This is a genomic window from Paraglaciecola sp. T6c (assembly GCF_000014225.1).
GTDB classification, from domain to species: Bacteria; Pseudomonadota; Gammaproteobacteria; order Enterobacterales; family Alteromonadaceae; genus Paraglaciecola; species Paraglaciecola atlantica_A.
Genome location: NC_008228.1, coordinates 347500 through 372514, shown reverse-complemented (window position 1 = coordinate 372514; position 25015 = coordinate 347500). Strand labels below are relative to the sequence as shown.

The 25015-nt window shown below is 47.4% G+C and carries 22 protein-coding genes and 2 pseudogenes; 7 read left to right on the top strand and 17 right to left on the bottom strand.

What is annotated here, in order from left to right; translation table 11 throughout:
- Positions 1-7: 7 nt before the first annotated feature.
- From PATL_RS01625 to PATL_RS01605, 5 genes are all read right to left on the bottom strand, one after another.
- Positions 8-2077 carry an acetyl/propionyl/methylcrotonyl-CoA carboxylase subunit alpha gene (locus PATL_RS01625; RefSeq protein WP_011573249.1) on the bottom strand — a complete coding sequence of 690 codons (2070 nt, stop codon included), beginning with the start codon at positions 2075-2077 and terminating at the stop codon, positions 8-10.
- Positions 2078-2119: 42 nt separating this feature from the next.
- The gene (locus PATL_RS01620) at positions 2120-2932 is read right to left on the bottom strand and encodes an enoyl-CoA hydratase/isomerase family protein (protein ID WP_011573248.1); all 813 of its coding nucleotides are present in this window, start codon (positions 2930-2932) and stop codon (positions 2120-2122) included.
- An 84-nt stretch (positions 2933-3016) separates the two neighbouring features.
- Positions 3017-4630 (bottom strand): acyl-CoA carboxylase subunit beta, encoded by a 1614-nt coding sequence (locus tag PATL_RS01615; RefSeq protein ID WP_011573247.1) that lies wholly within the window; start codon positions 4628-4630, stop codon positions 3017-3019.
- 60 nt (positions 4631-4690) lie between these two features.
- The gene (locus PATL_RS01610) at positions 4691-5653 is read right to left on the bottom strand and encodes an NAD(P)H-dependent flavin oxidoreductase (RefSeq protein WP_011573246.1); all 963 of its coding nucleotides are present in this window, start codon (positions 5651-5653) and stop codon (positions 4691-4693) included.
- 105 nt (positions 5654-5758) lie between these two features.
- The gene (locus PATL_RS01605; protein WP_041713156.1) at positions 5759-6913 is read right to left on the bottom strand and encodes an acyl-CoA dehydrogenase family protein; all 1155 of its coding nucleotides are present in this window, start codon (positions 6911-6913) and stop codon (positions 5759-5761) included.
- 131 nt (positions 6914-7044) lie between these two features.
- On the opposite strand from PATL_RS01605, the gene PATL_RS01600 reads away from it, so the two are divergent.
- Entirely contained in the window at positions 7045-8013 is a 969-nt protein-coding gene (locus tag PATL_RS01600) for a GlxA family transcriptional regulator (protein ID WP_011573244.1), read from the top strand.
- A gap of 61 nt (positions 8014-8074) precedes the next feature.
- Here the strand turns inward: PATL_RS01600 and PATL_RS01595 are convergent, their stop codons facing one another.
- Both PATL_RS01595 and PATL_RS01590 read right to left on the bottom strand, forming a co-directional pair.
- Positions 8075-9565: a PepSY-associated TM helix domain-containing protein gene (locus tag PATL_RS01595; protein ID WP_011573243.1), complete on the bottom strand. Its 1491-nt coding sequence runs from the start codon at positions 9563-9565 to the stop codon at positions 8075-8077.
- 3 nt (positions 9566-9568) lie between these two features.
- On the bottom strand, positions 9569-10099 hold the full coding sequence (locus PATL_RS01590; protein ID WP_041713154.1) for a hypothetical protein: 531 nt from the start codon (positions 10097-10099) through the stop codon (positions 9569-9571).
- Positions 10100-10775: 676 nt separating this feature from the next.
- Here PATL_RS01590 and PATL_RS01585 point away from each other — a divergent pair.
- Positions 10776-12869: a TonB-dependent siderophore receptor gene (locus tag PATL_RS01585; protein ID WP_011573241.1), complete on the top strand. Its 2094-nt coding sequence runs from the start codon at positions 10776-10778 to the stop codon at positions 12867-12869.
- Positions 12870-12991: 122 nt separating this feature from the next.
- Here the strand turns inward: PATL_RS01585 and PATL_RS01580 are convergent, their stop codons facing one another.
- On the bottom strand, positions 12992-14038 hold the full coding sequence (locus PATL_RS01580) for an MBL fold metallo-hydrolase (protein ID WP_011573240.1): 1047 nt from the start codon (positions 14036-14038) through the stop codon (positions 12992-12994).
- Between the two features lie 247 nt (positions 14039-14285).
- On the opposite strand from PATL_RS01580, the pseudogene PATL_RS01575 reads away from it, so the two are divergent.
- Positions 14286-14543, top strand: a pseudogene (locus tag PATL_RS01575) (NAD(P)H-dependent oxidoreductase); the annotation flags it as partial.
- 271 nt (positions 14544-14814) lie between these two features.
- Positions 14815-15210, top strand: a pseudogene (locus tag PATL_RS01570) (NADPH-dependent FMN reductase); the annotation flags it as partial.
- 63 nt (positions 15211-15273) lie between these two features.
- Here PATL_RS01570 and PATL_RS01565 read toward each other — a convergent pair.
- Positions 15274-16506: an ABC transporter permease gene (locus PATL_RS01565; RefSeq protein ID WP_011573237.1), complete on the bottom strand. Its 1233-nt coding sequence runs from the start codon at positions 16504-16506 to the stop codon at positions 15274-15276.
- Complete coding sequence (locus PATL_RS01560) at positions 16500-17354, bottom strand: ABC transporter ATP-binding protein (RefSeq protein WP_011573236.1); 855 nt, start codon at positions 17352-17354, stop codon at positions 16500-16502. The genes PATL_RS01565 and PATL_RS01560 overlap by 7 nt, the downstream gene beginning before the upstream one ends.
- Before the next feature lie 105 nt (positions 17355-17459).
- On the opposite strand from PATL_RS01560, the gene PATL_RS01555 reads away from it, so the two are divergent.
- From PATL_RS01555 to PATL_RS01545, 3 genes are all read left to right on the top strand, one after another.
- The gene (locus PATL_RS01555; RefSeq protein WP_011573235.1) at positions 17460-18041 is read left to right on the top strand and encodes a DUF3299 domain-containing protein; all 582 of its coding nucleotides are present in this window, start codon (positions 17460-17462) and stop codon (positions 18039-18041) included.
- Positions 18042-18581, top strand: a complete 540-nt coding sequence (locus PATL_RS01550; protein WP_011573234.1) for a hypothetical protein — start codon at positions 18042-18044, stop codon at positions 18579-18581.
- An 85-nt stretch (positions 18582-18666) separates the two neighbouring features.
- Positions 18667-19326 carry a DUF3299 domain-containing protein gene (locus PATL_RS01545; RefSeq protein WP_011573233.1) on the top strand — a complete coding sequence of 220 codons (660 nt, stop codon included), beginning with the start codon at positions 18667-18669 and terminating at the stop codon, positions 19324-19326.
- Between the two features lie 15 nt (positions 19327-19341).
- Here PATL_RS01545 and PATL_RS01540 read toward each other — a convergent pair whose 3' ends face one another.
- From PATL_RS01540 to PATL_RS01510, 7 genes are all read right to left on the bottom strand, one after another.
- Complete coding sequence (locus PATL_RS01540) at positions 19342-20337, bottom strand: endonuclease/exonuclease/phosphatase family protein (protein ID WP_011573232.1); 996 nt, start codon at positions 20335-20337, stop codon at positions 19342-19344.
- On the bottom strand, positions 20321-21241 hold the full coding sequence (folE2, locus tag PATL_RS01535; protein ID WP_011573231.1) for a GTP cyclohydrolase FolE2: 921 nt from the start codon (positions 21239-21241) through the stop codon (positions 20321-20323). Before folE2 ends, PATL_RS01540 begins: the two co-directional genes overlap by 17 nt.
- Positions 21242-21400: 159 nt before the next feature.
- Positions 21401-22102, bottom strand: coding sequence for a DUF1826 domain-containing protein (locus tag PATL_RS01530; protein WP_011573230.1), 702 nt, complete (start codon positions 22100-22102; stop codon positions 21401-21403).
- A complete protein-coding gene (zigA, locus tag PATL_RS01525) occupies positions 22099-23346 on the bottom strand; it encodes a zinc metallochaperone GTPase ZigA (RefSeq protein WP_011573229.1) in 1248 nt (415 codons plus the stop codon). Before zigA ends, PATL_RS01530 begins: the two co-directional genes overlap by 4 nt.
- Positions 23347-23350: 4 nt before the next feature.
- Positions 23351-23761 (bottom strand): MerC domain-containing protein, encoded by a 411-nt coding sequence (locus PATL_RS01520; protein WP_011573228.1) that lies wholly within the window; start codon positions 23759-23761, stop codon positions 23351-23353.
- A 7-nt stretch (positions 23762-23768) separates the two neighbouring features.
- Positions 23769-24248: a Fur family transcriptional regulator gene (locus PATL_RS01515; protein ID WP_011573227.1), complete on the bottom strand. Its 480-nt coding sequence runs from the start codon at positions 24246-24248 to the stop codon at positions 23769-23771.
- 2 nt (positions 24249-24250) lie between these two features.
- On the bottom strand, positions 24251-24928 hold the full coding sequence (locus PATL_RS01510; RefSeq protein WP_011573226.1) for a ZrgA family zinc uptake protein: 678 nt from the start codon (positions 24926-24928) through the stop codon (positions 24251-24253).
- Positions 24929-25015 lie beyond the last annotated feature (87 nt).

The following is a 25015-nucleotide window of genomic DNA, read 5'->3' as shown; positions in this document are numbered from 1 at the left end:
TCCTTGATTACGCATCGCTGTGCGTATCGTCGTTGCTACTGATACTGACCAATAGCTGTTTAGATTTCACCTGCTGGCCCGTTGTTGCGCGCACCTCAGTGACGCGCCCCGTGCTCAGCGCCTTTAACTGATGCTCCATTTTCATGGCTTCCATGACGACCATAAGTTGCCCGGTTTCAACGGCATCTCCCTCTTTTACTAATACGTCGATTATCACTCCGTCCATGACAGCGTTGATTTCGCCACTTGCGTTTTGCTCACTCACATTTGCTGGCTGCTGGGTGATATCGTCGATTCGGTAATGGCCGCTGCCATCATCTAAAAAGAGTGTTGTGTCTTGCTGCGCATAGCTAAAACCTTGGCGAATGTCCTCTTCAATCACCACCGCTTGATTCGCCCCATGACTTACTAAGGTAAGTTCGGTCTCTTGGGTCTCACTTTTAACTAAGTATCGGTCCGCCTGTTTGTGTATTTGCACTGCATAGATGTGCTCATTGATTTTCAGGGTGAAGTGATACACCTGAGGTGCTGCACTGCTCCAAGTAGGCTGGTCAAATGAAGCGTGCTGACCAAATAAAGGGTGCTGAAAGTAAATCATGGCGGCTCTGGCTAGCGTGCCTATCGCGGGAGCCGTATTTTGGGTACTGGCATGCTCGGTAAAATGTTGCTCAATAAAGGCTGTTGTCGTCTCGGCGTTTATAAATGCGGGGTGGCGCAGTACATTAAGCAAGAAAGCTTTGTTGGTGTTCACGCCCACTAGCTGAATGTCTTCAATGCCACTGGCGAGTCGCCGTGCGGCGGTTGCCCGGTCTGGCCCATAGGCGATGACTTTCGCCAACATGGGATCGTAATGAGCACTGACGGTATCACCGGTATTGATGCCGTGATCGACACGAATGCCTTCGCGTTCAGGGTATTGCCATACAAGAATATTGCCCGTTTGGGGCATAAAGCGTTGCCGAGGGTCTTCCGCGTATAACCGCACTTCTATGGCGTGTCCGTTGAAGTTAACCTCTTGTTGCGTTAGCGGCAGCGCTTCACCCGCAGCTACCCGCAGTTGCCACTCCACTAAGTCCAGTCCTGTGATAAGTTCAGTCACCGGATGCTCCACTTGTAAGCGAGTATTCATTTCTAAAAAGTAGAAGTTTTTGTCACTATCAACCAAGAACTCTACCGTGCCTGCGCCTTGATAGCCGCACGCTTTGGCTGCACTCACAGCCGCTTGCCCCATGCGTTCCCGTAATTCTTCATCAACAAAGGGCGATGGCGCTTCTTCAACCACTTTTTGATGACGACGCTGTATCGAACAGTCACGTTCACCTAAATAAACGGTATTGCCGTGACTATCAGCAAATATTTGAATTTCGATATGCCGAGGGGCCAAAACCGCGCGTTCAAGAATTAATTCACCGCTACCGAACGCGCTAAGTGCTTCAGAGCGTGCGGTTTTTATCTGCGCCGCTAACTCACCTTGCTCAGTGACCAAACGCATACCGCGCCCGCCACCACCAGCAGAGGCTTTAACCATGATAGGAAAGCCCACATCTGCTGCCTTTTTAACCAGCACTTGGTCGCTTTGTTCTGCACCTTGATAGCCAGGAATACACGGCACGCCGGCGTCTAACATGGCTACCTTTGATAGCCGCTTGCTGCCCATCAATTCAATGGCCGAGGCATCAGGGCCGATAAACTGAATCCCCGCGGCATCACAGGCCCGTGCAAACGCTGGGTTTTCAGATAAAAAACCATAACCAGGGTGAATAGCATCGGCTTGGGTTTTGTGCGCTGCCGCAATAATGTTGTCGATCATCAGATACGACTCGGACACACTGGCAGGGCCAACACACACCGCTTGATCGGCGGCGAGTACATGAGCAGCGTCTTTGTCTGCCTCGCTATACACAGCCACGGTGCGATACCCCATTTGGCGAGCCGTGCGAATAACCCTCAAGGCAATTTCGCCGCGATTGGCGATCAGTATTTTGTGAAACTGATTTTGCTTTTTAAGCCCATGGGATTGGGTTGCACCAGCTTGTGTATCGCTATTTTGAATGTTTATCATTTGCTCAGTACTCATGTATGCCTGCCTCTATTCACACCTGCTTTATTTACAGCAGGCCTACTCACACCAGCTTGGTTTGCGTTTTTGCATAAAGGCTTGAGTGCCCTCTTTACCTTCATCAGACGCTAAGGCTTGGGTAAATACATCCGCGGCTTCATCCAATAGGGTGTCTAGTGCGATCGTTCCCACCTTCAGCATGAGGGCTTTGGTATTGGCATTCGCCTTTGGCGCGCCGCGCCGGACGTGTTTGAGCACCTCATTGAGCTGGGCTTGCAGCGCCTCTTGTGTCTCACAAACAAAATGCACAATACCCAAGGCTTGGCTCTGGTCTGCCCCTACTCGCTCGCCCAATAACGCCAGACGCCGTGCTTGGGTTAGGCCGATACGCGTGACGACAAAAGGAGCGATTTGTGCGGGTACAACACCCAGCCCAGTTTCAGGCATGGCAAAAAAAGCACTTTGATGGGCGATAGCAATATCAGACACGCACGCCAAGCCAAATCCGCCGCCTAACACAGCGCCTTCAAGCTGGGTAACAACCACTTGGGGCGCCTGATTTACTTGGGCGACCATGCGCCCGAAGCTGCGGTTGAAATGCCAAATAGCCTGTTGCTTATCTTGTTCACTGGCCGCGTCGCTGTGCATATCTGAAATATCACCGCCCGCACAGAAATTGCCTTCGCTACCGCGAATAACCACTGCACGCACCGAGCTGTCTTCGGCTATATCGCTAAATACCGCCATAACGTCATTGACTAAGGCCAAATTCATCGCGTTTTTCTTGTGTGGCCGATTAAAGGTAATGGTTAACACCCCTTGAGCAAGGCTGACTAAAATTTCTCGGTACTGCTTTTGGCTTACATTCGACATTTCTTTATCTCTATTGGGTTATCTCTATTGCGTTATTCGTGACTAGCTCAGATTAAGGCGGTGCCCCATCAGGTATTTTTGTCGCTAGAAACGAGGCACACCAAACTGGCTGGTATTAACCTTTCGCGCTTGGCCTTCACGGCAAATATCCAGCACGAAAGCCAATATTTCTCGGGTGTCTCTTGGGTCGATAATGCCGTCATCCCACAAGCGAGCTGAATTAGCCAATGCGCCGGATTTGGCTTGCATCACTTCTACCGTGCGCTTTTCAAGCGCGTCCAGTTTGTCTGTGTCGATAGCATTAGCGCGAGCCATTTTGGCGCTGGCTACCGTTCTAAGAACACTACCTGCTTGGGCTGGCCCCATAACGGCCACCACCGAGCGGGGCCAGGCAAACATAAAGTGAGGCTCGATACCACGGCCTGCCATAGCGTAATTGCCGGCGCCGTATGAGCCGCCCAGCACAAGGCTGATTTTAGGCACACTGCTATTAGTGACCGCTTGAATAAGCTTGGCGCCATGCTTAATGATCCCAGCACGCTCAGATTCAGTTCCCACCAAAAACCCCGTGGTGTTATGCAAAAAAACAATCGGCGAGCCCGACTGTTCACATAATTGTATAAATTGCGCTGCTTTGGCTGCGCCGTGAGCAGTGATAGGCGCATTATTACCAATCACGCCGCATACCATGCCGTGCAATCTCATATGCCCACACACGGTTCCCATGTCGTACTCGGCTTTAAAATCGAGAAAGTCTGAGCCATCGGCAATGCGTGCAATCACTTCTCGCACGTCGTAAGGCGTCTTTGCTTCTTTTGGGACAATGCCCAACAGCTGCTCCTTGTCGTGCAAAGGCTCTTGGTACTGATTTACTGCCTGAGGGTGGGCACTGTCATTCCAGTTCAAACTGGCGGTGATCTCACGCACAATGCGAATACCATCTGCGTCATTTTTAGCTTGATAGTCGGCAACACCGGAAATTTCGCTGTGCATTTGTGAGCCGCCAATTTCTTCGTCCGTGGCAATTTCACCCGTCGCCGCTTTTAGCAATGGCGGACCCGCCAAGTACACAGTGGACTGGCCTTTGATCATCACCACATAATCCGACAGCCCTGGTTGGTAGGCGCCGCCAGCTGTTGCGCTACCGTGCACCAAAGTAATTTGCGGGATACCCGCCGCTGACAGCTTAGCCTGCATGGCAAAAGCCGCGCCTGAGAACCCAAACCAATCTCCCAATGAGGTTAAGTCGCCACCACCACTTTGGGCTAAGGCAATCACGGGCAATTTGTTTTGCAACGCCATTTGGTACATGCGCAGGCGCTTGTGGCTGCCAAGTTGAGTAATGCTGCCACCTTTGGTTAAGTAATCATCAATCATGACGATACAGCGCGCGCCAGAAACATAGCCAATGCCAGCGATGACGCCGCCACCAGCAGCAGAACCGTCGGTATCCCCTTCTTGCATGTAACCACATAAGCTCGATAATTCTAAAAAGGGCGCGCCGGGGTCAAGTAGTCTTGATAACCGCTCTCTGGGGGGGATAAGCCCGCGCTTAATGTAGCGAGGGGCTTTTTCGTCGGCCAACTGAATAACACGCTTTTCAATCGCTCTGATCTCTAAGACCGCTTCGTGCATGACGAGGGTGTTTTGCTTAAAAGACTCACCGTGCTCATCAAGCTGGGTGTGAAATAGGGCCATGTGACCAATCCTTATTTAATAAGTGAGAACGTGACGTGGTGGGCATTGCGAGACGCCTATTTAGACTTGATTATTTAAGAACGCTGGGTGCGCTACTGCGCCGCGATACTCTTCTTTGAGCTGCTCAACTAACTCAGCCATAGGCAACACGTGCTTGATACCTGCTATACCGTGCCCTGCGCTCCAAAAATCTTTCCACGCGTTGCTTTCGCCTAGATCTAAGTCCACATGAGTTTTGGCGGTAAAGTTGGCTAAATCGACCCCTGCGCGAGCGATAGAGGGTTTTAAAAAGTTACACTTAACCCCGGTGAAGGTATCGGTGTAGATAAGATCGCTTATCTGTGAGTCCACCAGCATGGACTTATAATCTGGGTCTACTTCTGCCTCTTCTGTGGCGATAAAGCGGGTGCCCATATAGCTAAAATCAGCCCCGAGAATTTCGGCAGCGCGCACTCCCATGCCGTCATTGATTGCCCCGGCAAGCGCTAGTGGCCCATTCCAAAATTCACGGATCTCTCGCACCAAGGCAAATGGGTTTATTTCTCCGGCATGGCCACCCGCGCCAGCGGTGACTATGATGATGCCGTCAACACCGGCCTGAATGGCTTTTTTGGCATGGTCAGCGCGAATAACATCATGGAAAACCAAGCCGCCCCATTGGTGAACCTCTGCAACGACGTCTGCGGGGTTACCTTGACTGGTGATCACAAAAGGCACTTGGTGCTTCTTAACCACCGCGCGATCACTTTCTAACCGCGTATTTGAGGGGTGCACGACTAAATTAACCGCAAAAGGTGCAACAGGCTTTTGGGGGTTTGCCGCGGCATATTCGGCAAGTTCACTGCTGATCTGCGTGAGCCATGTATCAAGCAAATCTTGGGTTCGTGTATTAAAGGTGGGGAACGACCCCACTATGCCATTTTTGCAGGCACTGATAACGAGCTTCGGGCTAGACACCAAGAACATCGGCGCGCAAATCACGGGTAAGCTCAGTTTATTGTTAAATAAGGCGGGTATCGCCATGTTACTTATCCTTTGTTAATCCTGTATGCATCGAGGGACGATAGCGCGGGCGCGCTAGCTCATCATCAGAGCCGCTAGCGCATGCCAACACTTGTCATAGGGCGATTATCGGCGCTTAGGGAATATGTCCATGTGCTTGGCGATAATGCCCAGCATCATTTCGTCACTGCCCCCGGCGATAGATAAAATGCGCGTGTCGCGATAGGCTCTGGCAACAGGGTTGTCCCACATAAAACCCATACCGCCCCAGTACTGCAGGCAGGAGTCGGTAACTTCACGCCATAAACGGCCGCTTTTGAGTTTGGCCATCGATGCAAGGTAGGTGGCATCTTCACCATCGATATGCTGCTGGCAGGCACGCCATGTTAATGCGCGAAGGGCTTCAACTTCGGTTTGCAATTCAGCTAACTTAAAATGCACGACTTGGTTGTTCAGTACGGGCTGGCCGAAAGTGTGGCGCTCTTTGCACCACCCAATGGTGTCTTGGATCATGCGCTCCATTCCTTTGTGCGCGCTTGCGGCGGCGTACATTCGCTCTTCTTGGAATTGCATCATTTGCATGGTGAAGCCCTTGTTTTCTTCACCGATACGATTACGTTTGGGCACCCTTACATTGTTGAAAAATATTTGCCCCGTGTCGCTGGCACGCATGCCTAACTTATTTAAGGGCTTAGAGATTTCAATGCCGGGCGTATTCAGCGGCACAACAATAAGGGATTTATTGGCATGCACATTACCGTCACTGGTATTGGCCAACAGGCAAATCCAATCAGCTTGTGTGGCATTGGTTATCCACATTTTGCTGCCGTTAATGACGTAATCATCGCCGTCACTTTTTGCTGTGGTTTTCAAACCTGCCACATCAGAGCCTGCACCAGGCTCACTGACCCCAATACACGCCACCATGTCACCGGCAACAGCAGGGGCTAAAAATTCACGCTTGAGTTCGTCGCTACCAAAACGCGCTAAAGCTGGAGTGGCCATATCGGTTTGCACACCAATAGCCATGGGAAGCGAGCCACCATAGGCGCGACCTAATTCTTCAGCAAACACTAAGTTATAGCTGTAATCTAGCCCAGAGCCACCGTACGCCTCGGGTTTATGAATGCCCAGTAGCCCTAAGTCTCCCATCTTCTTAAACAGGGTGTGCAAAGGTGCGATACCGGCGCTTTCCCATTCTTCAATGAAGGGATCCATTTCATTGTCGACAAAGTTTTTGACTGTTTTTCTAAGGGCATCGTGCTCTTCGCTAAGCTGCATTGTTCTCTCCAGATTCAACATCATTGTCCCTATCTTAAAGATGTAAAAATTCTGTTAACAGCGTGACTCAGGTCATTTAACTGGTCATTCGGGCCAATTTTGTAAATAATGCCAAATAAACAGGAGAAAACATGCTCAAGCACGTGACATTGTTTGCCAGCGAAAATGCAATGGGACTCAGCTTAGGCCTGACTCATGATGTGTTAGCGTTTGCATCTACCTTGCAGCAGCGCTTACTCGGTCAGGCGATTGAGATATCTTTGGTAACCGTAGATGGCAAGCCCACGTCTACATTCAGTGGATTGGCCATTACACCTGACTGCGCATTGGATGAAGTTCAAGACACAGATTTGATTATTCTGCACAGTATATGGGGAGAGGTCGACACGCTACTGAGTAAACAAGCAGCGCTTTACCCTAGGCTTCGCACTTGGCACGAGCAAGGCAAACCTATAATGGCGGCAGCCACCGGCGCTTACTTTTTAGCAGAAGCAGGGTTATTGAACGATCGAATAAGTACCACCCACTGGCATAAGCAAGCAGACTTCGCTAAGCGATATCCCAAAGTTGATGTCAGAGCCGAACGCTTCATCACAGCCACGGGAGAGCTCTACTGTTCAGCAGGCATGAATGCAGGACTTGAAATACTGGTTTACTTGATTTCTAAACTCTCATCGTCGTTGGTGGGTGAGGCAGTAGAGCACGCATTTCTTGTAGACTTTCGAACCGGTTATGCTGGCGAATTCACCTCAATCAGCCATCAAACTTATCATCAAGACGATGAAATACTGTCGATTCAGCAATGGCTAGAAATGCACTTCATGAGCTCAATTTTGATTGAGCAATTAGCAAGTAAAGTGAATATGAGCCCCAGAACGTTTAAACGGCGGTTCAAAGAAGCCACAGGTGAAACGCCGCTGGGTTATATTCAGCAATTGCGCATTGAGCAAGGCAAAGAGCACCTTAAACATAGCGATAAAAGCATCGAAGAGATTTCATGGGCCGTCGGCTATCAAGATGCAGGACACTTCAACCGCTTGTTTAAACGAAAATATCGTAAGAATGCTTCCGCCTGGCGTCAACAATACCGCTCTTATTGAGCTTTTTTATACCATCGCTGCTGTCAGGCGAACTTGATTGCCGCTTCGCTCTAGCACAAGCCTACGTCGATTCAGGCTGACTCACCTGACGGTCTTCATTTCCTGCCAGAGTTATCTGCCGGTGCCCTCTCGCCAACAAATACGCAGCGTACAGGGCAAGCGGAATATTGATTTGCAAGGCTGCAATGGTAAAGGCTGCAGCGCCAGCCTTGGCTGTGTAAGCTGCGATGAATATGAGCAGTGAGAACGCCAGTGCATGTTTGAGCCTAGCGACCCATAGCTGCACGTTTTGCTGGCGCGTCGCTACTACGAGGGCAGCGACCAAGCCGAGCCAAATGAAGAGGTCGATTCGCACGTGCACAAACAAATTGAGCAGCGCGCTCACGCTAAGTATCAGCGGTGTGCCCCACACCAGTGTTGGCCACCACAGGTTAATCACATCGGTAGTTTTGCGTTTTCTCAGCCAAATATTGATACCCGTGGCCGATACCACGGTTAACATCATACCGAGTACAAAATACAATAACTTGCTTGCGATGCCAGCAAATTCACCAAAATGCAGGCGATACATTGAAAAGATAATTTGTTTGGCAAGACCACCATCACGGTATCCGGCGGTTTCTAAGAAATTACCCTGAATATCAAAACGATAATTCTCAGAGTAAATCAACCGACCAGGTTGTTTCACGTACGCTTCGATAAATTGTCCCGGCGTATTTGGCTCGTGAATGGTAAGAAATAACGGCGTACCTTCAGGATTATGCTGCTCAATATACTCCATGGCGCGGCCTATCTGTGGTCTTTGTAAGGGTTGCTCTAAAGCTGGCTCAGGGGTGAACAACTCATCCAAAACCGCCTGATTATCCCCTGCATAAAATGCTTGCGACACCAGCCCAATCAACACAGTGGCCAAGCCGAAATAGGCACCTGTTACGCCAATCATTATGTGAAAAGGCGCTGCCCACACACTGAAGCGATTATGCAAATCAATGTTTTCTTGCAGCCCAGTGCCGCCGCGGCGAAAGCGAAAGGCGTCTTTAATGATACGAGGATGGGCAAGAAAGCCAGACAAAATTAGCGCACACAACAGTGCACCAAACGCACTAACGAGGATCATGCCGAAGCTTTTGGGTAGATGCAGATACAAGTGCAAATCTACCAGCATTTTAGTCCAGTGAGACTGCTCTACTTCACCTAATGAGCCATCAGGATTAACGAAATGCGCGATATGGTCGTTCTCGACCACCACCCTTGGGATACCCGAACCTGGAAAGACCACATACATGTGCTCAGTTTCTTCGGGGTAGGTTTCAACAAAATTGTCATACGCTTTTTCGATGACGGCAATATCAACCTTGCCTGTTTCAGGGATTTGCGGTTGCTCCCAGCGCTCAAGCTCTTGATGGAACACTGCTAAAGTACCGGATAAACAAATTATGTACATAAACGCGCTAACAAATAGCCCCAACCAAGCATGGGCAGAGAGCGACCGTTTACTGAGAGACGGGGTGTTTACTAGTTTTTTTTGAGGATCTACTTTTGAATTTTTCATGGCTTAAACAAATAAATAAAGGCTGGAGGCAAGCGATACAAATATACTAAATATCAGAGGGTTGCGTTTGTTCTCGCAGGACAAATGCCAGAATGACAAGCCCGACCAAACCAATGGCAAAATGATAACCCCTGTTACGAGCTGAGTTGGCCGCTCTAAAGGCAGTATATCTAGTGAGGCAATCACTAACAGGCTGCTAACCACCATCAGTAAAACAAGATGATAGAGAATATATCCGCTATTTTTCGCGAGCTTATTTGCATTGAATTGTATCGATTTGTCAGCTTTTACAATGTGCTTGCTAGGCATTTGTGTTTTTTGCTCACGTAGTATGCCTAGCCACACGTAAAGCGCGGGTAACCCGAGTGCAAACACGACGCCGTATTCTGTGCCTAGCGCCACGATCAATAATGGCAAAGTGGCTAATAAGCAACCCCATCCAGCTAGTGCGTAGCGAGTAGAGTGTTGCTTCCAGCTCATATAAAGTACATAGCAGCCTAATAAGCCCAGCGCTATGGCGAGTAACAGTATCATTGGTATTCCCGTGGTTTTTATTATGTGTAAATTGTGAGCGATAGATTGCCTCTTTAACGTCGCCTCGTAATGCACAAGTGCGCTACAGCTTACGTAAAGAAGGCTAAATCACTAATGAAACTGATGCAGGCACACTCATTACCGCACTTTTTCCTTTGAAAGGCTTTTTAAGCGCGGGTAGCAAGGTGCTTTGCAAATACCCAATAAAAAGATAATGATAATGATTACCATTAATGCTGTAAAGCGAATTCGACGTGACATTAATTTAGCTCTTACTGGTGCTCTTTCGTTATCACGCACACCCACAACGCGTGGCAAAATGTGACGGCCTATTAGCAGCCACTCTCAATAAGTACTTAATAGACTTGCCCTCAATCACAAACTTGGGAACTTGGTTATCAGCCAGGCTTCCTTCGCTGAGTGGACAACCGCGTTCTTCTTTGTCTCAGTGCTTTACCGATATCTTTTCACTGATTTTTTATTTACTTGCAAGCACCTCTACTACCAAATATCTCTGCGTTATTAAAAGCATGCTTCACGATTTCACACGCAATAATAAAAACAGCAGACTAAACATGCGAATGCAAATAGTTATCATATAGAATAGAATTTGTGTATGATCCCCGCGTTCTTCATCCACTCACCGTTAAAACATACATATAAACAAGGAAAACTAATGAAGCTGTACAACCTATTTAGCTTGTCTTTATTCACCCTCGCCATGCAAGCTCAGGCGCAAGAAGCGACAGATGCCACTGAAGTCAAGCAAGCAGATGCAGAGGTTGAACACTTACTTATTTCCGGTGTACGTCAAGATAGGATCAGCGGGGGTGCGACCGGTCTAACAATGAATATAAGCGAAACGCCTCAATCGATTAGCGTTATCACGTCAGACTTGATGGACAATTTCGCCGCCTTTAACATTAACGATGCTCTACGGTTAGCCACAGGCGTGACAGTAGAAGCCTGGGAAACCAACCGTACTAATTACTCCTCTCGTGGCTTTGAAATCAAAAACACCCAAATTGACGGTGTGGGTTTACCGAATGACTGGGGCATAGTGACAGGGGCCATTGACGCCTACGGTTACGAAAGTATTGAAGTTATTCGTGGTGCCAATGGTTTGCTGACGGGTGTAGGTAACGCATCGGGCACAATCAACTATGTACGCAAACGCCCCACGAATGAAACAGGCGGCGAAGTCAGTGTTATCGCTGGCTCCTATGATTTCAAACGTATTCAAGCCGACTACAACACCCTGCTCACAGAAGATGGACGCTGGGCTGCCCGGTTTGTGGTGGCTGGCGAGGACACCAACTCCCATTTAGATGGATTATCAGATAACTTAGGTTATTTCTACGGCGTGGTTGATGGTCAGCTAACGGATCACTCTACTCTTACTGTCGGGATATCTCATCAAGACGCCAATACTGATGGCAATTTGTGGGGCGGCTTGGTATTCAATTATACAGACGGTACCCAAGCTGAGTGGGACGACAGCGATTCCACCACACAAGACTGGACCATGTGGGACACCCAAAATACTAACGCCTTTGTAGAGTTCACCAGTCAACTCAGTGACAATTGGCGTCTTGATGTGAACTATCACAAACGCTATTTCGAAGAACAAGATAAGCTGTTTTATGCCTATGGCACCATCGACAAAGAGACGAACTTAGGACTTTTAGGTTATCCCGGTCGTTATGACTCAGATATCGATTCCGATTTACTTGAAGTAAAAACATCAGGTTTTTTTAGTGCATTTGGCTTTGAACATGAAGCGACATTTGGTGTTAGCTATGCCCAAAGTACGGACACTATGTTTAACTACGCAGCCGATTTTACCGAAGCCGCATGGGGTGCATTACCAGCATTTCCTTATGCCCTTGACGCTATCGCCGAGCCTGATTGGCAAGAGCGCACACTGTATTCAGAAATTAAGCAAAACCTAACCCGCGTATTCGGCTCAACCAAAATTACATTAAGTGATAGCCTGTTTATGATTGCCGGTGTAAATGCCATTGATTTTGAGCGAAGTGGCGATAACAGTGGTACCACTATCGATAATAGCGAAAGTGAGCTAAGTCCATATGTCGGCTTTACCTATGCCATAACAGAAGACATCAATGCCTACGCTAGTTACTCAGATATCTACCAGCCCCAAGAACAGTATGATTTATCGGGGCAATACCTTGACCCAACTAAGGGCAAGAATACCGAAGCTGGTATTAAAGTTCAGTGGCTAGATGAGAGCCTACTAACTACGTTTGCTTATTTTACCGCGGAGCAAGAAAACCTAGCCTCATATGCAGGTATCAATCCTGATAACGGGCAATATTACTACAACGGCATTGATGTTGACTCAAAAGGCTTTGAGATTGAAATGACAGGTCAGCTCACAGACGATCTCAGTGTGATTTTGGGCTATACCGCCATTGAAATTGAAGACGACCAAGGTGCTGATGCCAATACTTGGGCACCTCGTGACTACGTTAATTTCTCATTGAATTACACAGTGCCCGTAGTGCCAAGCCTAACAGTCGGTGTCAGTGGTCGCTGGCAATCAGAAACCAAAAACACTGATTACAACGTCACCCAAGACAGCTACTTTTTGCTAAACGCCTATGCCAGTTACGACATTACCAATGACCTCAGCGTTAGAGCGAATTTGAATAATATCACTGACGAAAAATACCTTAGCAGCCTGCACAGCTCGTTTTTCTATGCCGCGCCTATTAACGGCACAGTCAGCGTGACCTACAGCTTCTAATCCCACTGCTTCCCACCCTGTCCAGGGTGAGAAGCTGCGTTATTGATAGCGCAGCGATAAACAAAAAGTGAGCAAGAAAAAGGGCAAATTATATTTGCCCTTTTTGGTTTTAACGTCCTTAGCTAATCACCAACCAGTGCAAAAACATAGTGGCCGTGTTCGTTGATATCTCGGGTGACTTCACCCTCGAAATACAAATAGTTGAGGTGCGCCAGCGCTTCGGCAATAGCAAAGAACATATTGTGTTCATTCAATTCCCGCTTAAACAACACAGGTAAGCATTCTTTGATGGTTTTACCTTGTGCGCAAAACGCTTTTAAGTTGGCGAGATGCTCATGGTGATGCTCAGCCAGCTCATCAACCCGCTTATGCAATCCAACGAAAGGTTGTTTATGTGATGGCAGCACGAGCGCATCAGTGGGTAACGTTTTAAACTGCGGTAGCGTGTCTAAGTACATCTTTAAAGCATTAGCGTTTGGCTCAGTGCTGTACACCCCAATATTTGGGGTGATGATAGGTAGTACGTGATCCCCTGATATCAACACATTCGTTGTGGGGTTAAACAAACACACATGCTCTGGCGAATGTCCGCGGCCAATCAATACTTGCCATTGATGCTGGCCAATGGTCAGCTCGTCGCCCTCTTGTAGACGCTCATGATGTAACGGAATGGGGCGAATAACCTGCCCGACTCCTTTGTTCGTTTTACGGTTTTCACTGGCGGTTGCTACGTATTCAGGCGACATACCACAGCGTACTAAGTACTCATCGTCTTGCCAGTCTGATGCTCCTCGACTGCCGGCACTCATAGCTCGGCCAACAAAATATTCTGAGTGGCTCATATACAATGGCGCGCGATATTTATCAACCAAATAACCCGCCATGCCGATGTGATCTGGGTGCATGTGGGTCACAATGACCTTGGTCAAAGGCACATCCAATTTACTCAGTAAGCTATCCCATAGCTCTTGTGTTTTGCTAACCCCAAAGCCAGTATCGATGAGCGCGTAGCCTTTATCCCCCGTGACCGGATCATGGTCTTCTATCAAGTATAAGTTGATATGATCCAGCTCAAAGGGCAACGGCATGCGCAACCACAAAATACCCGGTGATACCTGCTGCCACTCACCTGGTTCTGGTGGTTGCACATCAATAAAGTCGATAGTCATTGGGCGTACTCCACAATTTATATCACCCTATTACAATCAACTTTGATCTAGATCACCACGCACAACGATGAATCAATAACTATTAAAGCCTTGAATAGCACACTGGCGATTAATTGTTAAAATAAGCCAGCGCTTCGCTCGCTTAACCATGCAAACACTTATCTTTATAAGCATTTATTTTTGCAAGCATTACAGGCGAACCCGCTGTAGCATTCATCGCAATTGGATTAGCAACGGAGATCTCGTAATGAAGTTTTTAGTTTTTTTGGGCACTGTTCGCGATAGCACGCCTCCGCGCCCTGCCCGCTTGGGTCTTCGTGTCGCTAAAGCCTGCATGGCGTGTTTAGATGCGCGTTTTCATGAGCATAAGTTTGAATTGATTGATGCGCTGGATTACCCACTTGAGCCGGTCTTCAAACCCCATTTTGCTTACGCTAAAAACAAAGCGCCCCCAGAGCTGAATACGCTAGCAGAAAAGATAGCCGCCGCAGATGGCTTTATTATGTAATACCAACTCCATTAAATAATTAGCCACTCAGCGAAAATTTAAAGGGACTTAATTAAGGCGCTTGAATGAAGTAATAGTGGTTCTCTTTCGAGTTCGAGCAACGCAGAGTAAGTCCCTTTAAAATTCGCCCAAAGGGAATTCCCCAGCGGGTTTTGTACTGCGTTCTCGGTATTTGAAAGGGAACAACCATTACTGTACACCGACGCCTTGTTCAAAACCGGCTGGATGAATTCTGAGGGGGTAATTATTTAGTGGAATTGGTATAGGCCCTGAGTACAACCATTCCATGAGTCCAGCTTTGGCCAACTTGCTTAATCACTTTGGCAGTTCGTTGTTTTCTTATAAGCCTAGCGCCATCGTCACCTACTCTGCTGGGCAATGGGGCGGCATGCGCGCAGCCGTGGGCATGCGTACGTTTTTATCCGAGCTAGGCTGCCTGCCCGTTTCAGCGATGATCCACGTTCCTAAAGCCCAAGAGGTGTTCACTGAAGATGGCGCACCACAGACAGGTGAAGATCAAAGGTCATGGTTTGATTATTTTAGCCGTACATTTACGCAATTAGCTTGGTGGGCACAGGCGACTAAAACACACGGTGAAACAGTCAACCCACATGAAATGCTTAAGACATTTAACACCACACCTGCACAAAGAAATGCGCCTTAGGCGCATTCAGTGATGATATGAGTGACACAGTCGTGTTGAGCAATGTCACATATTCTTTGAATGTTAACCAGATAGACTCGATTGCAGCGCTTTTTTATAGGCTTCAAATGCGGGAATGGCTGAGGTGACAATGGATGCTAGCGTAATAATCATGGCGATTTGCAGGGTTTCCCACGATAGCAAGTTAGCACTTAAGAATAAGCCATAATGGGCGGCCAGTTTATCGCTAAACAGCGCGATAGATCCGCTGACGAGCGATACCGCACTGGCAATGGCGATGACCACCAGCATCAGTGCTTCTAATAACACCAAGCCAAAAATAACGCTCGGGCCTGCGCCTAATGTGCGTAGCACGGCTATTTCCCCTTTGCGCTCATTCATGGATGCCAGCAACATGGTCGACAAACCAAACAAAGATGACAGCAGCACCAGCACGCTAATGACCCTAAGTACGTTCTCAACGGTTCCCATCATTTGCCACAACTCTGCGAGTGCCACTCCAGGTAAAACCGCCATCAAGCGGTCATCTTGGTAATTGTTTAAATCTCGCTGTAAGTTAAAGGTGCCAAACTTGGTTTTTAAGCCCAATATCACCGCAGTGACGCTATCAGGCTGTATCTTTTGTGCTTCTTCGCCATCGAGAATTTTCGCTAACTGAGACGGGGGTAAATGTATGGCTTCTATGGCGGGCAAAGTTACGTGCACGGTTTTATCAACTGGCGTGCCGGTAGGTTTTAAAATGCCACTGATCACAAACGGGCTATGATCATGGTGACTAAAACTGGTATGGCCGATCCCATGGGCAACAATGATTTTATCTCCCACTTGGTAACCTAGCGTTTTGGCGACATCCGCGCCAATCACGGTGTCGAACATACCAGCAAATGGCTTACCTGCTGTGAACCCAAGCGATTTTTTATCACCAAACTGATAATGCGTGAAATAGTCACCATTGGTGCCCAGCACCCTAAAACCGCGGTGAGAATCTCCTAAAGAAATGGGAATGGCCCACGCTACCTGCTGATCGTTTTTGAGCATTTCGTAACTTTGGTAGTCTATGTTGCTGGTGGGATCACCCATACGAAATACAGAATATAGAAGTAGGTTGAGTTGGCCGCTTGGTGCGCCAACGATAAGATCAGCCCCGGAAATGGTGCGATTAAAACTGGTTTTAGCTTGCTGGCGAATATGCTCAACGCTTAACAGCACGCTGATACTAATCAACAAAGATAGAAAGGTCAGAATGACTGATTTTTTGCGGCTACATAAGCTGCTCCAAGCGAGAGAAATCAACATGCAGCATTCCCCTTGCCCTGACACAAACTGGGCATATCAACACTGGTGCTAAAAAAACGCTTTAATGACATATCATGACTAACGAAGACCAAGCTCGCGCCCGCGGTTTCACACATATTCAGTAGAATATCCATAAACGCATCTCGTGCTGAGGCATCTAGCGCCGAGGTGGGCTCGTCTACCAGTAACAACTCAGGCTGATTTATCAACGCTCTGGCAATGGCCACCCGCTGCTGTTGACCCACGCTCAGGGTATTGGCAGGTTTATGCATCACATCTGCAGGCAAATTTAACTTTGCCAACAAGCCGCTAACCGACTCTTCTATGTGTTTATCACGCTTGGCAGCAAAGTAATTGGCTAGCTGAATGTTCTTTAGCACGCTTAAGTAAGGCACCAAATTGAACTGCTGAAACACCACGCCGATATGGCGTGCCCGAAAAGCGTCTCTGCGCCTTGCCGATAAACTAGAGAAAGGCTGACCTAATAGTTCGATGCTACCTTCTGTTGGGGTAAGTACCCCAGATAGCAAATTCAATAAGGTCGTTTTACCCGAGCCGGAATCACCGTGCAGGAATACGCGCTCCCCTTGAGCGAGCTGCCAATGAGGAATACTCAATACCGTTTCATTGCTCGATTTGCCGTAGCTATGCCGAACGCCTTTAAGATTAATCGCCAGAGGGGCTTTGTTTTTAATATTGTCGGCGCTTTTGCCTTTTGCTGCACTTTCGTCGCTTACTGAGCTGCGGGCGCTTTCTGCGGTCTCTCTGCTTTCTACGCTGTGGCCGCTTCCTGTGCTGTGGGCGCTTCCTGTGCTGTGGGCACTATCATCTGTATTCACTGCTTTCATAAGTCCGTCTTTGGCGCTCTCTTAAACTATAAACTTAACTATTGATATGTTATAACATTTACATCAAATCAAGACGATGCAATTTTGCAAGCAAAGATGTAAGAAATGAAGATACAAATTTTAAGTTCATGGGTCACGTTATTAATCTTTAACTTTGTTTTGCTTAGTACAGCAAACGCCGCACAATCCACTGGAAGCTATCAAGAAATTGAATGGATAGCCTTGATGCCTAAAGACGATCTTGAAGCATTGATGAACCCGCCTGAATACCTGTCGGGTATCGAAGATGGCTCCGAGCAAGACTCGGTAGAGGCGCTTGGGCAACAAGAAGGTGTTGACAAAAATACTAAGCGCTTCCAAAAAGCCTTGAGTTCTACCCGCGTTATTAACACCTACGAAAATAAACCGATTCGTATCCCTGGGTTTATCGTGCCTTTAGCGTCTGATGAATCCCAAAACATCACTGAGTTTTTCATTGTGCCTTATTTTGGCGCTTGCTTACATATGCCGCCACCACCGCCTAACCAAATTATTCATAGTAAAGCTGAGCAAGGTATAAAACTAGGCAGCCTGTACGACCCGTTTTGGTTTGAAGGCACGCTCGTCATTGATACCACAGAAAATGAACTAGGCACTTCAGCTTATCGCCTTAAACTGAATAAAGCCTATCCTTTCGAGGAGGAATAAATGCAAACTCAACATTCTTTAACCACTTCATTTATGGCCTTTATCGGGTCTGTAACAGATAGCATGCTAACAGCGCCAAGAGCATATCCTTTGCTAAGAAAACGGTCAGTTATTAGCTTATTGGTGTTGAGCAGCGTATCGATTCAAGCAAACGCTTGTCAGTTTCACGGTGGCCGTAACTTTGGAATTTTCCCTTCGTTTCACCCGCTGCAAGACATGCTTTCGCAGGAAAAAGTCAGCCTACCTATTTCTGTTAGCCACCCTAGATCAATCGATACACCTGCTAACACAGATGCAACGCTCAATATTCAATACGACATTCCTGATGGTTATCAAAATGTGGTGATTACCTTTTCAGGTAGCGAGAACGTTCGTTTTTTAGAAGGGGTGCAAATGCCAGTCCGCGGGGTCTCAGGCAGTTATCCATTAAAATATCAAGTCAGCAAGCCGGGTAACCACAAGATATCGCTACATATTAATGCGTTAGAAAAAGACGAGCCGATTAGTTTTCAGCAAAACATCCAAGTAAGCGCGATATAAAAATAAGGTCTGATGAAAGAAGTAAAGTAAGAAAACATATGTGCTACGCCAAAGGAGCCCTAGGATTTCGAGGAGTTCCCCCTCAATGAGCAGTAAAATTAAAGTGACTGCTATTTTGCTGCTCTTTTTTGGAGCGGGTATCTTGCTAACCAAACTGCCGGAACGCAATTGGTCGATGCAATTAAGTAAACTGTTTTCCAGCTCTGTGCTGTACGTTAGCCCTGATACTGAATTGCGCGAACGCTTAGCTAACGATGAAATAACCCCTTTAGGCTGGGGAGAACTGTTACCCAAGTCAGACAAAGAAGTGCTGGCAAAATATCAATCAAGTAGCGACAAGTCGCTGAGCGAACAAGTAACCCTTTCTTTGCAAGCTACCACCAACCAGCGCTACCAATCAGCCTTATACTCCACTAACGTGGTCGAAGACGCCATAGGTAAAGCGGTCAGTATTTCAGGTTATATGGTACCTATCGACTTGAACGAAGACAGAAGCGTTAAACGCTTTTTTTTGGTGCCTTACTACGGCGCATGCATTCACTACCCGCCACCCCCGCCGAATCAGATGATTTATGTGGATTTGATCGACGGCTTTTCAAAGATCATGATGAGCCAAGCCTTTACCCTCACCGGCGTATTAGAAAAAGGCTTGTTTGAAGATCATCAAGGCACATCGGCATACATTCTAAACGTGTCACAAATTGAAAAGTTTAACGAGCAACCCGACGAATATCGCACGCACTAGATGCACTTCTATTGACTACTTTAGAAAAAGTGACACCGCACAGTGGTCGCTCAACATGGCCTCTTCATCCATGTTTTTATACCTGTGCACATGGGCGGATGCCGCTATTAATGTGCTTTGCATGCCTCCTAGCAAAATATGATCAATCGGCTCAGGGTAACGAGGATGACAACCACGTAATGCTTGTGTGGCGATATCAATACCGTATTCATCACTGGTTAGTCTGCTAGCTAAGTAGTTGTTTTCACTTGCCAATCTATGATTGAAGTCACCGAGCACCATGTAAGGCACCCCCAACGTTTGGTGAGCTGCAAGCCATTCTTCTAACACGGGAACTTGCTGAGCGAGCGTCTGACATGCAGCTTTATCGCTCGTTGCGTAATCATCTACAAAACAGCCGCTTTTTAAGTGTACATTTAATATATCGGTCGGGCCTAACGGTGTGTCTACCGTCACGGCTAAGCCAAAGCGTAACCCTATTTTTTGCAATCCTAGCTGGGCATTTTGCTGTACTTGAAGAATTGAAATGCCTTTTTTAATCGCAAACGCTACTTTTTGCTGAGTGGAGGTAAACCCGCTTTCTCTGCACTCGTAAGCAGGGCTGTCAGCTCTGGCCGAAAGCACCAACGTCCAATCACTTTCGGGAAAAACTAAACGCAGCGCCTCCCTTGATGCCACTTCTTGTAAGGCGATTACACTGGCACCTAACCCAGCGATATACGCTTTTATTGCCGCGATATCTTCGCTTGTTCTTGGTTTACACCCTGCGTTGCTGGGATATGCAAAATGCTCTGTATTCCACGTGACCACCTTGAAACCATCCATACCAGAGGTGTTTTCACTGCCTTGCGCTGCCCCAATGTCGACATCTTGAGCTACAACGCGTGGGCTTGCCGGCGCTATAGGTGGCTGTTTAGCGAGACGGGGGGAAACAATCTGGCTTTGCATGACACAGCCACTGCTCATCGCAACCAAAGTGCCCAAACAAACTGCTTTACATAGTGTCTTCATCGGCGTTGTCCTTGAAATCGATGGCCACTGCATTGTGTGCGTGTAAGCTTTCTTGGTGCTCCACTTTGAACCAATAATCGAGTACATTTTCCTTGCGCTCAAGGGCGCGTTTCAATCGTCTTGCAGCGTCTTCGCAAAACATCAAATTCTCAGCATTTAATTTGGCAAATGCTTGCTCGTCTTGGCGTTTTACCGCGGTTTGCACTGGCGTGCCAATTGTTGTTTCAAGCAATGTGATGAGTTCAGGCAAGTTAGGCAGCGCATCCCCATCTAGCGTGAGTTTGATGTAGGCATAAGAACGTTGACTGTGTGGAGTAGCAACGGCGCCTGTTTTAGACGTTATCCACTGGGTTAGCTCGCTTTTAGATATCATCTCATCGTCAAATCGCTGGGAGATAGCATCACTTAGCGCTTGTTGAGCCAAGGCAGATGAGCACGGGCACGTACTTGAATAAGCAATGGTTAACGATAAAACCGTACGCGCTACCCCTTTAACCAACTGAGTCGATATGCCAATAGGATAACTCTGATAACCAAACTCATTGCTTAGCAACGCCTTTTTACGAAGCGTTAGCGCAAAGTCTAAGTTTACCTTAGCCCCTTGGCTGAGCCCCTGTTGCGATAAAATTAGCTCATTCAACAAGGCTGTAAGGCTAGTGCTGCTTAGTAACTCTGTACCCAAAATGTCATTCAATTTTAAGAATAAACGCGACATATGAATGCCTTTCGCGTCGCTTTTATCCAAACTGACATACACATCGGTTTTCGCGTTCACATATGCTGGCACCTCACCTGACATTGGTACTTGAATAGGCACGGTTATGCCTTCCATGCCAACCCATTTAAGCGGTGCGGCTGATGCCACGTTTTCGCTGGATGTAATATCCGGTAATGTCATACCCATATACTGCGCAGTTCCCTTACTCGTTGACTAGTACATTGACTAGCCCGATTAAAAATGAATGAAAAAATGAACGATAAATGGTTGCCTGTTATCGTTCGAACAATTGACCTTCTACTGGCGATAATGCAATAAAACCCGCATTGAGAAAGCGCCTTAGGCTTATGAAATAAAGTCCAAGGTCAATAATAGGCGCTTCTCATTCGCTTCATTAGGTGGTGAGCGATGCACTAGGCCTGCGCCTTCATTTCCTTCCCAGCCTTCCCCCTTAAGCAGTGCCACGTCGCCTACTGCCAGCGCTTGAATCGCGTTTGGCTCAGCATACAAACCTGATTGATCATCTGGCATGCCGTTATTACCCGTGCCTAATTTAGTGCGATCAACCTTATCGTGGGGGAGCCACTGGGTACCTGTGCCACTAAAGGTGGTGACTAACCGACACGGCACCCAATCCACATGGAAGCGAGGACACATGGCTTGTTCCAACACTTTTAGACGCAATCCAACCCGCTTTAAGTCAAACAAACAGCAGAACATATCCACCAATGACGCGATGTTGTCAGTAAACTCATCGTTGAAGCCACGTGGAGTTAATAACTCGTTGATATCTTCGATAATAGCGTTAGCACGAATGCTCTTCTCGAGATTCAGGCGCGGATTTTCCTCTATGCAATGTGCTACATGAGCGAGCAATTCTTCGCTAAGTGAACGCTGCCACACAACCAAATTGTGCGTGTCTTGGTAAATATCGGTCAGAACAGTGAACTCGTCACTGTGCGAGTGAGTCATTTCAGACATTAAGGCGTTAGTGCGTTGCCCAGCAGTGACGTGTTCTTGGTCGTGCAGTGGAGTAGCGATGCTCATGCTTCGTTCTCCCACGCTGGAAAAGGATCAGCCAGCGTTTTCCAATGCGCCTTTCCTTGCAGCAGGGCGTCATCTGTTAACAAGCATTCGTCTAACGCGTTAGTGATCGCCGCTTCGTCCAGGTTCTGACCAATGAACACGAGCTCTTGACGCATGTCACCAAAGGGCTCTTCCCATAACGCGTCGATCGACTCAAGGTATTCCTCGTCGGTGGGCCATTGCGCCTTAGGTACGGCTTTCCAAAATAAGCCTCCAAAACCATAGCGGGCAATGCCACCAGCTTGATTCCATTGTCCTGCAAATTCAGGGCGGGAGGCTAACCAAAAATAGCCTTTAGAGCGCAACAACTTGCCGTAACCTTTGGTGTTATGCAAAAAGTCATAGAACTTCTGGGGATAAAATGGCCGCCTAGCCGTGTAACTGAAGCTTTGGATACCATACTCTTCTGTTTCTGGGTTATGCTCACCGCGCATTTCTTGTAACCAACCTGGTGCTTGTTGCGCCTGCTCAAAATCGAATAGTTCAGTTCCGATGATATCGGCGATGTTCACCTGGCCGTTTGCAATGGGGATGATTCGCGCTCGGGTATTTAGGTTTTTCAAGATGGCGTTTAGGCGCTCAACTTCTGTGCTATCAATTAAGTCAGTTTTTGACACCAGTAACACATCAGCAAACTCCACTTGCTCAATGAGTAGGTCGGCGACACTGCGTTCGTCCTCTTCCCCTAAGCTTTCGTCGGTTTGTGATAAATACTCTGCCTCGTCATAATCTTTGAGAAAATTAACGCCATCGACCACGGTTACCATGGTGTCCAGCGTGGCAACATCTGACAGCGATACACCATCTTCATCGGCAAAGGTAAAAGTTTCGGCTACCGGTAGTGGCTCTGAAATACCGGTGGATTCAATCACTAGATAATCAAATTTCCCTGAGTTGGCAAGTTTGCCCACCTCAATCAGCAAGTCTTCTCTGAGGGTGCAACAAATACAGCCGTTGCTCATTTCTACCAGTTTTTCATCGTTTCGATTAAGTGTGATCTCATTTTTTAACAATGAGCCATCAATATTAATTTCACTCATATCGTTGACAATAACCGCCACTTTTTTGCCTTGTCGATTATTCAGTACATGGCTGAGCACCGTGGTTTTACCTGCCCCTAAAAAGCCTGAAAGTACTGTAACCGGCAGTTTTCGATGAGCGTTTCCTGAGCTGTTTTGCACTGGCTCTTGCATTGAATCTTGCATTGATTTAGTCCTGTTTAAGAATGTCTACTTGGTTGCATTGGCGACGTAAGTGATAATTAAGCAAGTGCCCATAAGCGATTATGCTGGTACCAATCACGGTTAAAATCACTTCGCCGTACCTGCCCAGGGTGGCGTGCCCCAATAAAGTCGCAGCGATTAAAAGCGCCAACCCTGTTAAGCAAATCGCTAACACTTTGTTGCTTCGGTGATGAAAATAGCCAATAAAAAGCGCCACCGAGCTGATGGGTACAACCGCGTACATCATCCAGCGATGAAATAACTCGTCATTAAAAGCCAGCACACCAGAGAGCGGTGGCAGTAGTATTAAAACAAAGGGTAAGAAAAGGCAGTGAACCATACACAGTAGCGACAGCCCCACTGCCGCTTTATCGCTCACGTGTTGTAACTTAGTCATAAAGGTCTCACGATAGGTTTTGATTGCTCGTCGATTTGCATTTTGCACACACGCTATAAAGTTCCACTTGTGATCCGACGGATGAAAAACCAACACTTTTTGCCTGCTGTGTAAGGGTACTTATCACCTCATCTGGTAGCTCGACTTCTTCGATGTGCTGGCATGATTTGCAAATCATGTAGAGAGGTGGATGATGATGACAGGCTCCCAATGAATGATTGCAAACAACGTACTTGTTGATAGATTGCAGTCGGTGCACTAAGTGTACCGACTCTAAAAAGTCCAATATGCGATAAACAGACATCGTCATAATTTTAGGCTTAATGATTTGGTTGTATTGCTCAGTTATTTCATAGGCCGACAATGGCTTATTAACCTCAATTAGCACTTCAAGCATGTGTTGGCGGGTGTCAGTCAAACGACTGCCCGCTTTCTCACATACCCCTTTAGCAATTTTGAAATAATCTTCTGTCGCTACAGCACCCATACTCACCACTCCAAATTAGGGTTTTCTGGGTTTAAGACGGCAGTTCCCTGCCCAGCGTCGGTTATCCACTGGGCTTGAATACGACCTAGGGACGGCAACCACTGAAACAGGGGTACGGATAATTTTTTATGACTTGTGTCGCAAGCAAAGTGGTATTCAACCTCTACATCTTGGTGCTCTGCGTGTTTCAGCCGATCTGAGGGCTTTTTACCCGCTGAAGGCCCTTTACCCGCTGAAAGCTCTTCATCCGCTAAAAGGTCTTCATCGTGATTGTCAGCATGGTGGTTTTCACTGGAGCTATGTTCCTCGTGGGCATGGTGATCGTTATAACGCTTATCTTCATGCAAATCTTTGTTGCCACCACTTTCGTGATCGTCGGATAAAGAATGCTCGCTCAAAGAGTGCGTTACCTCACTTAATGTGCAGTGTTCACCTAAATCGACTACAGCGTCATTTTTATCTAGCCGTTGAATGAGTGAATGTAAGATCTTTTCTTGCTGTGCATTCTCAGGAGCATGTTCGAAGCCAAGTACATCGGCAGCAGGCAAAATAAATTGCACGTGCCAGTCGCTGTTTTCTTGTGAAACAAACAACTGTCCCTGACCATGCTGATGCACTTGGGCTGTCGTTGAAAAACAACAGTTCATTAGGGCTGTGAGCATTGTTATGCGTTTGATCATGGCTTGTATCTCCTTCCTTATAAATGCAAAACCCTTTACTGCTGGCTCTACTTAATGACGCGTCTATCGACTTAATTTAAAGATTAA